Annotated in this window: 7 protein-coding genes and 2 pseudogenes; 5 read left to right on the top strand and 4 right to left on the bottom strand. The window is 47.5% G+C overall.

Features of this window, described 5'->3' with window-relative positions; genetic code table 11:
• The coding region (locus PsW64_RS27220; RefSeq protein ID WP_244277333.1) for a helix-turn-helix domain-containing protein at nucleotides 1–99 on the bottom strand (99 nt) is incomplete at its 3' end.
• Nucleotides 100–237: 138 nt separating this feature from the next.
• On the opposite strand from PsW64_RS27220, the gene PsW64_RS18510 reads away from it, so the two are divergent.
• From PsW64_RS18510 to PsW64_RS28470, 5 genes and pseudogenes are all read left to right on the top strand, one after another.
• Entirely contained in the window at nucleotides 238–1,332 is a 1,095-nt protein-coding gene (locus tag PsW64_RS18510) for an L-dopachrome tautomerase-related protein (protein WP_063304519.1), read from the top strand.
• 87 nt (nucleotides 1,333–1,419) lie between these two features.
• Nucleotides 1,420–1,965, top strand: a complete 546-nt coding sequence (locus tag PsW64_RS18505; RefSeq protein ID WP_063304518.1) for a thioredoxin family protein — start codon at nucleotides 1,420–1,422, stop codon at nucleotides 1,963–1,965.
• Between the two features lie 465 nt (nucleotides 1,966–2,430).
• The gene (locus tag PsW64_RS28475; RefSeq protein ID WP_082831159.1) at nucleotides 2,431–2,889 is read left to right on the top strand and encodes a DUF3592 domain-containing protein; all 459 of its coding nucleotides are present in this window, start codon (nucleotides 2,431–2,433) and stop codon (nucleotides 2,887–2,889) included.
• Between the two features lie 229 nt (nucleotides 2,890–3,118).
• A complete protein-coding gene (locus tag PsW64_RS18495; protein WP_199914851.1) occupies nucleotides 3,119–3,478 on the top strand; it encodes a hypothetical protein in 360 nt (119 codons plus the stop codon).
• Between the two features lie 175 nt (nucleotides 3,479–3,653).
• Nucleotides 3,654–3,737 (top strand): annotated as a pseudogene (locus tag PsW64_RS28470) (RNA polymerase sigma factor RpoD); the annotation flags it as partial.
• 14 nt (nucleotides 3,738–3,751) lie between these two features.
• Here the strand turns inward: PsW64_RS28470 and PsW64_RS18490 are convergent.
• The 3 genes and pseudogenes from PsW64_RS18490 to PsW64_RS18480 all read right to left on the bottom strand — a co-directional run bounded on the left by PsW64_RS18490 (nucleotide 3,752) and on the right by PsW64_RS18480 (nucleotide 7,052).
• Complete coding sequence (locus tag PsW64_RS18490; RefSeq protein ID WP_063304516.1) at nucleotides 3,752–4,822, bottom strand: hypothetical protein; 1,071 nt, start codon at nucleotides 4,820–4,822, stop codon at nucleotides 3,752–3,754.
• A 353-nt stretch (nucleotides 4,823–5,175) separates the two neighbouring features.
• Nucleotides 5,176–5,616 carry an IS66 family transposase gene (locus tag PsW64_RS18485; RefSeq protein WP_063304515.1) on the bottom strand — a complete coding sequence of 147 codons (441 nt, stop codon included), beginning with the start codon at nucleotides 5,614–5,616 and terminating at the stop codon, nucleotides 5,176–5,178.
• Between the two features lie 84 nt (nucleotides 5,617–5,700).
• Nucleotides 5,701–7,052: pseudogene (locus PsW64_RS18480) on the bottom strand (IS3 family transposase).
• Between the last annotated feature and the right edge of the window lie 483 nt (nucleotides 7,053–7,535).

Here is a 7,535-nt window from a genome sequence, read left to right as displayed (position 1 = left end):
GGCAATTTGCAGACTGATCGCCGATTGCGTCCGCCCCACTTTTTCTGCTGCAGCAGAAAAACTACCCTCCTCAATGACAGCGATCAAAGAGCGAAGCACAGTCAGGTCCGTATCAAGTCAGAAGGGAGATCTATTGGCGTTGCTCATAGGACCTATTTATTTTTCTAGTTTTACTAATTGATCGTGTTTAGCCATATGTCTCATAGAACGTCAATAATTAATAAGGAAATTTTATTCATGTTAAAATCTGTGCTGGCAGCCTCTGCTCTGTCTTTCCTCTCATTATCTGCTGTAGCTGGCGAGCTGCTTCAGTTGGAAGAAGTGGCAAAATTCTCTGAAACCCGCCCGGGTAACATCACCGTAACACCAAACGGACGCATGATTGTCAGCATGCAGCCGTTGGATGGGCCGACGTTGAAGGTGGTTGAAGTTCTGAAAGATGGCAGCAAGGCCCCGTTCCCAACTCAAGATTGGGCAGATGGTCCGGAAGTAGGCGAACTCGGCTTGTCTGCTGTGATTGGTATCGACACAGACTCCAATGGCGTGGTCTGGATGCTGGACATGGGAAGCGATACTTCTGCACCTCGTCTGCTGGGCTGGAACTCTGAGACCAACACGCTTCACGCAGACTTGCAGATTGACAAATCTGCTCTGAGAGCAAACTCCTTCCCTCAGGACTTTGCGATCGATGAAAAACGTGGTCAGATCTATATCGCGGATATGACCCTCGGCAATCTGGCGGGGCCATCCAAGCCAGCCATCGTTATCGTGGACCTGAAGACCGGCGAAGCCCGCCGCCTGCTGGAAGCGGCAGAGCAGTTTATCTCCCCAGGCCGCGATGTGGTGATTGACGGTGGCCTGATGGCAGCCAAAGGAGAAGATGGCTCCCTCAACAATCTACGCTTCGGCCTCAACCCAATTGCCATCTCTGATGACAGCAAATGGGTCTACTTCGGCACAGTGAATGGCGAGCAGATCTTCCGCATCCCGGCTGCAAAACTTGCAGATCCCTCTGTAAATTCCGCCGATCTGAATACTTTCATTGAAGAATACGGTCCCAAAAAGCCAAGCGATGGTATGACTTTCAATCCTAATGGTGGCCTCTTCGTTTCTGACATCGAGAATTCAGCCATTGGCCTGACCACCGCTGGAAAGTACGAAGTGCTCATTCAGGACGAACGGCTTTCCTGGCCGGATGGCTTTGATGTTGCTCAAGACGGATATGTCTATGTTACGCAAAACCAGTTGCATAAGCACCCGGCTTTCAATCAAGGCGTCAATGGTGCAAAGGCTCCATTCTACGTGATGCGTTTTCCGGTTCCGGGCAAATAAGTTTCAAAGAAACGGATGTGACTGACGGGTTCAAACAGCTCGTCATTTGCACATTTAAGATCAAATACAAGAAATTGAGAGGCTCCCATGCTTTTGAATACACCAATCTGCGATTTTGGTTGGAAAGCGCCAGAATTTACGCTCAAAGATGCTGATGGCACCAGCTTCACCATGTCTGATCAGATTGGTGAAAGCGGTTTGCTCATCGCCTTTATTTGCAATCATTGCCCTTATGTGCAGGCCATTGCAGATCGCTTGGCAGAAGACATGAAACAGCTCAAAGCCGAAGGCTTCGGCGTTCTTGCTGTCATGTCCAATGATTATCGCTCAGTGCCTGCTGATGGACCGAGCTTCATGAAAAAGTTTGCCAAGGAATTTGGCTTCAAGTTTCCGTATTTGCTGGATGAAACACAAGAAGTTGGCAGGGCATATAACGCAGTTTGTACGCCAGATTTCTTCGGCTTCAACAACAAGGGTGAGCTGCAATACCGTGGCCGCTTGGATGATGCTGGCTTCGACGACCCAACCAACTGCACACCAGAACTTCTCAATGCCATGCGTCAGGTTGCCAAAACCAGCTGCGGACCAGAGCACCAGATCCCTAGCATGGGTTGTTCAATAAAGTGGAAGTAGATCTGTTTACGCGAAAGCTAGTCAAAATGGAGCAATTAAGAAGCCGGACGCAGTAGCCACTAGCAGAGGACCAACTATGGGAATTCGAGCAGATCCTCCAAGGGTTGGTGCTGTTTGCATAAAAGATATTCTGAGAACCTTATTGGATCGCTCGAGCACAGATTGATGCATCCGCCCGAGTAGGTTGCAAAGAGCCCAAAGCAATAGATGCTGCAACGAGTATGAATGACGGCTGTTGCGCGCTTGACGCTGAAACTAATCGCGTCATAGCTTGGAGGGCGGATGATCATAGTTTCTCGGCATGTTCTAAGTTAGGAATAGCAAAGCTCGCTACTCAAGATCAATACATCCAGCTAGGAACAAGGGCTGGTTTCAAGTGCAACCACAAGCGACAAAGTATAACTCCCAAAACCGTGAGCGTGTTCTGCGCTATTTCTCCCAATCTCATTTGCGGTAATTTAATGCATGCAAGAATTATGGACTGATTTACTTAATGGGGAACATTACGCGGTTCTGTCTGCGTGTATTGCCTATGCTTTGCTCATGGGGATCGTTAGCATCACCGCATGTTTTCGCATACGCCGCTGGCCTCACACGATTGGAAAACTCACGGAAGATGGGGTTTCAAGCACTGGAAGCTCTGATGAGAGAATGCACACGGCACGCGTGAGGTATGAATATTCTGTCAACGACATATCCTATACCGGCAAGCGGTTAAGTCCGTTCATTATTAGGGCCACTGGAACCAGAATGGCTGAGTGGCAGAAGGGTGGTATTCAAAAGCATGAAGGCGACTGTGTTACTGTATTCTACAACCCTGCTCTGCCCCACAAATCCTACCTGATAGTACCCACATGGACCGGAATTGCAGGGGTATTTCTGCTCGTCGCGGTTCCGGTGTTTCTAATTTGGTTCTCTATTTAACGTCGACGCACATTAAGTCGGGCGACGACGTTTTGAGTCGCACAATTTAATTGCAGTAAGAAGAGCTATCAGAGGCTCTGTGCAATAGGAAAGAAGCACATTGTGGAGTTATATTTCTATAACCAATCCTATATCCTTTATTTGACGCACAAGCCGCTCTCACAAAGGTTCCCAAAAAATGACTTCAACAGAACCCCGATCATACGGCTCAACGTTTTGGCGGAGGTCCTTGGCACTCTTCGCTGGGATTTTTGGGGTGCTGACTCTGATTTCCGGTGGGAGCGTCTTATTTGGGCCAGTGGAGGTTCAAGTGGCTGCGGGCGACTACATGCCAGTCGTGCTCTGGTTCAATTTTCTAGCAGGCTTTCTCTACATCGGTGCTGCAATTGGGATCTGGCTACAGCGTAACTGGGCACTTGGTCTGTCTGCGTTTATCGCAGTGGCAACGGGCCTGATTGCTTTGGGGTTCGGATTTCTGGTTTTTCAAGGAGTGGCATATGAGATGCGAACTGTAGGGGCCTTGGCCGTACGGATAGGTGTTTGGACAGTGATCACCCTGACGTTAATGCGCAGTCGACATCAAATGTGAGACTCTGATAACTAGCTCAGTACTTTGACGTGCGTGCGAACCAGACCAAGCAATGAGGAAAGCAAGTCAGATTTTTTGTAGCTGATAACCAAGTCAAACAGGGCCAACTCCGGACATTCAGTAAGCTCCATCAAGAGTTGTCACTATCTATATAGATAAAATTCAGATTTCTGGTATCCGTCAGATCGAAGCAAAGGCGCTGAGAAAACTGAAGCACCCGAGTCGTTCACGGAAGTTGCGCAGTTTCCTCGATAGCTAAAGCGATTTTTGTTTTTAGTTATTTATTGAATGTTTTGTCTTGTAAACTCTAGCTATGTAATAGGCTATGCTCCCGCTGCCTGAATTGCACTTTATGCTGAGACTTACGCCGTCATTTTCTGCATACCAAGTCTGGTTGGAATGTTTATTAGCATTTTTTGCGGCTTTTTCGGCAGAAATATCAAAATCACAGTAGCAATTGTTCTTTCCCAAGGCAAGCGGGCAGCCGGCACCAAAAGCGGCTGTCATACTTTTAACTTCATCCTTGTGTAAATCTTTAGAATATGGGAGTTCCAGTGTGAAGCCATACTGAGGACCGATCAGTGCTTTGTCTCTTTTGGATGTTGCAAACAGACCAATATACGCATAAGGGCCTTGGTCTGTGAACAAAGCTCCTGGGATTTCCTTCGTGATGAGTGTCGGTTTCCCGTGAATGTTGTAGTTGTCGGAAAATGTCAGCGTGTTTTTCAAACCAGTGAGATCGGAGTCAAAATCTAATCCCGGGAGTTCATTGATCAGGGCAACAATACAGACTGCCGGCTTGTTCATGAAGTACAGGAATGGGAAGATCAGCATAAGGACTATGAATGCCGCTATGGCAACGACAATGGCAGCACCTGCGGACAAGACACCAGCCAGCACGATGCTGAAAGTCAGGTACCCAACCCCTCGTATCAATTGCACGAAGACAGTAATTCCGGCGATTACACCAACAGCTGCTGCTGATATCCCGATAATGGCCATGGAGATTTCAATTGCGTCGTCGTCTTCCATTTTTGAGAGACGCTCTACATCATCCAAGTATTTTTGGACCTGCACTCGTATTTTATCTCCGTTACTATTAATAAATTCAAATACTTTTTTTGGGTCGTAAAGCAATTGCGCTTGCTTCATCAGTGCCCCTTGTCGATTCAGATTAGTTTTTATTGCATATATTGCTTCATTTAATTTTTCCTCATCGTAATTTACTTCTAGTTTTGTTAATACTTTATGGATGTCATTATTTTCTATTTCTTTTGCTAATTCCTTGTAAAGTAATTGTATCTTTTTTTGATGTTGTTTTTTATTGATTCGAATTTTTCCCACCAATCTTCATCTGACGTGGCAGATTGCATGAGGTTATATTCTTCCGGAAGCAATTTTTTGCGCGTAGGTTCAGTTCGTCAATTTCAAGATCGTTCATTTCAATCTCCTGATTAACTGCAAATACAGTATACTATAATAAATATATTTTTATATATAATAACTATAAATATTGTAATTTTCCGTAAAGTCAGGTCGGGCAACAGCTACGGCTAACGCATGAAACTATAAGGAGGTGATTTTTTGCATATAGTCATTATTCCAGCCTGCGGTTTTTCGGCGTCTTTTTATGCTGCCGTTACCTTCTGTGTGTGAGCGTCCGGCGAACTCGACCTATCTAACTTGGACAGCTTCAGTTACGCTGATTTATCAGCGTAACACCATGGCATGATGTCGTTGATGCGATTGATCTTGTGATCAGCAATTTGAGCCAGCACCCATGTGAGCCAGGCTTGCGGGTCGATATCATTGAGCTTTGCTGTTTCAATAAGGGTATAGGCGATAGCCGCTGCTTTTCCGCCACCTTCTGATCTCATAAAGAGATAGTTTTTTCTTCCAAGTGCGACAGGCTTCATGGCACGCTCGGCCGTGTTGTTGTCGAGTTCCAGATGGCCATTATCCAGATAAGGACGTGCTTTGGGCAGGCGCGTGAGGGCGTAGCGGATTGCTCCGGCCAAGGCTGACTTGCCGGATATTCTGGAAAGCTGCGTATGCAGCCAGTCTTCCAGATCATCGAAGACGAACTTGGCTTGTTCTTGCCGTTGTCTCACTCGCTCCGGCGGCGGCTTGCCGCGCACCTGTTTCTCGTGTCCGTCATCAAGGATAGTTAGACAAAATCTGCTATGGAATAGTGGAGTGTTTGGCCCTCTTTGGTGTTGAATTTATGCTGCTTGAGCGTGGTAGCACAAGCGGCGGTTTTGAAGAGTTCTTCGTTTCATCCTCTGCCTGTTTTGCTGGATCTGCTTCTCCCTGCCGAAATAAGCGTCGGCTGGCGTCACATTGCCAAGGCTCTCGTGATAGCGGTGATTGTTGTAGTAATCGACAAAGTTTCTGATCTGCGCTTCCAGATCCTCTGTCATGTAATAGTTTTCGAGCAGGATGCGGTTTTTCATGGTTTGATGCCACCGTTCGATCTTGCCTTGCGTTTGCGGGTGGTAGGGAGCGCCGCGTACATGGTCCATTTTCTTCCGCTCCAGCCATTCGGCTAAGTTCTAAGAGACATAAGAGCTCCCGTTATCGGACAGTAGGCGTGGACGATGGAGAACTCTTGGCTGTTCGCAGCCAGAGGCATCGAGTGCCAGCTGAAGGGTATCAGTAACATCCTTGGCTTTCATAGTGGTGCACAGCTTCCAGGCAACGATGTAACGGGAATAATCGTCGAGAACAGTTGAAAGGTAGAACCAACCCCAACCAATAATCTTGAAATAAGTAAAATCGGTCTGCCACTGCTGGTTTGGTGCTGTAGTCTTGTCCTTGAACTCGTCTGCTGCCTTGATCACCACATAGGCTGGAGAGGTGATCAGGTCCTGCGCTTTCAGTAGTCGATAGACGGAAGCCTCTGAAACAAAATAATCTTTTGTATCTGTGAACCGAACCGCAAGCTCGCGCGGTGATAGGTCTGGCTCGTCCAGCGCCAGCTCAATGACTTGTTCCCTGATCTCATCAGGAATACGGTTCCACACCTTTGAGGGACGTGAAACACGGTCTTCTAACGCTTCAACGCCACCTTCCAGATAGCGATCATACCAGACATAGAACGTGGACCGAGGAATACCCAGCTGCTCCAACGTGCGCTTGATTGGTTGGTGGGATCCTTCAACCTGCTGGATGATCTCCATCTTCTCATAGGCAGGATACCTCATTCGTCGTCGTCCCCATCGGTGAGAATGCTTTTTTTAAAAAGCCGCAACTCCAGGTTTTTTTCAGCGACCACCTCTTTGAGCTTGCGTGCCTCTTTGCACAGTTGCTTAACCTCACCAGTATTCGCCTGACGAATTGTGTCTCCGGCAAGCCGCTTCTTGCCTGCATCCAGAAACTCTTTAGACCAGCTGTAGTAGAGCCCTTGCGAGATACCTTCCTGTCGGCACAGTTCAGCAATACTGTCTTCGCCGCGCAGTCCAGCAAGCACGACGCGGATCTTATCCTCGGTGGAATAGCGCTTACGGGTCTTGCGCCGAATGTCTTTGACGGCCTTCTCAGCTGCTGCGCTGGCAGTCCCTGTGTTTTGCCCCATGGTCACTCCTAATCTAGTGATCATGGGCCAAAACACTCCCTCATTCAATTCAACTGATCTATCCATAAAGCTTCGACGGGGAACAACTATTGTACTGTGGTGGTGTCTAGGATGTCCGCAACGCATCAAGGGGATCTTAATGATCCCGTACCTATGTCTTCAGCACCAAACTGGCTTAATTCGACCAGGAGTTGAGATTGCGCTCTTTTTCTAAGTGTCCCAAATCTTGGCTCGTTGTGCGGCAGAATAGTAAATACGGCGGCGATACGTCATGTCGAACACTCCATCTTTATTCAAAGATTAAAGTGTTGCATCCACCTGTTGAAACCACCGGAGCTCACCAACTCTCAGGCAAGAATTTAGATTGTAATCTATACTCTTCGCAATCGGCATAGAACATCCTAATCGTCCCAAAGCGTTAGGAAACCTGACGTCATTTGCCAGTCATCTCTTTCCGCCGGGCGTCTCGCGAACATGTCTTTT

Source organism: Pseudovibrio sp. W64, assembly GCF_001623145.1.
Lineage (GTDB): Bacteria > Pseudomonadota > Alphaproteobacteria > Rhizobiales > Stappiaceae > Pseudovibrio.
This window is presented reverse-complemented; position numbering and strand designations above follow the sequence as displayed.

Bases quoted from the DNA above. Each gene is read 5' to 3' on its own strand.
- PsW64_RS18510 (WP_063304519.1), top strand. From the start codon at position 238: ATGTTAAAATCTGTGCTGGCAGCCTCTGCTCTGTCTTTCCTCTCATTA.
- PsW64_RS18505 (WP_063304518.1), top strand. From the start codon at position 1,420: ATGCTTTTGAATACACCAATCTGCGATTTTGGTTGGAAAGCGCCAGAA.
- PsW64_RS28475 (WP_082831159.1), top strand. From the start codon at position 2,431: ATGCAAGAATTATGGACTGATTTACTTAATGGGGAACATTACGCGGTT.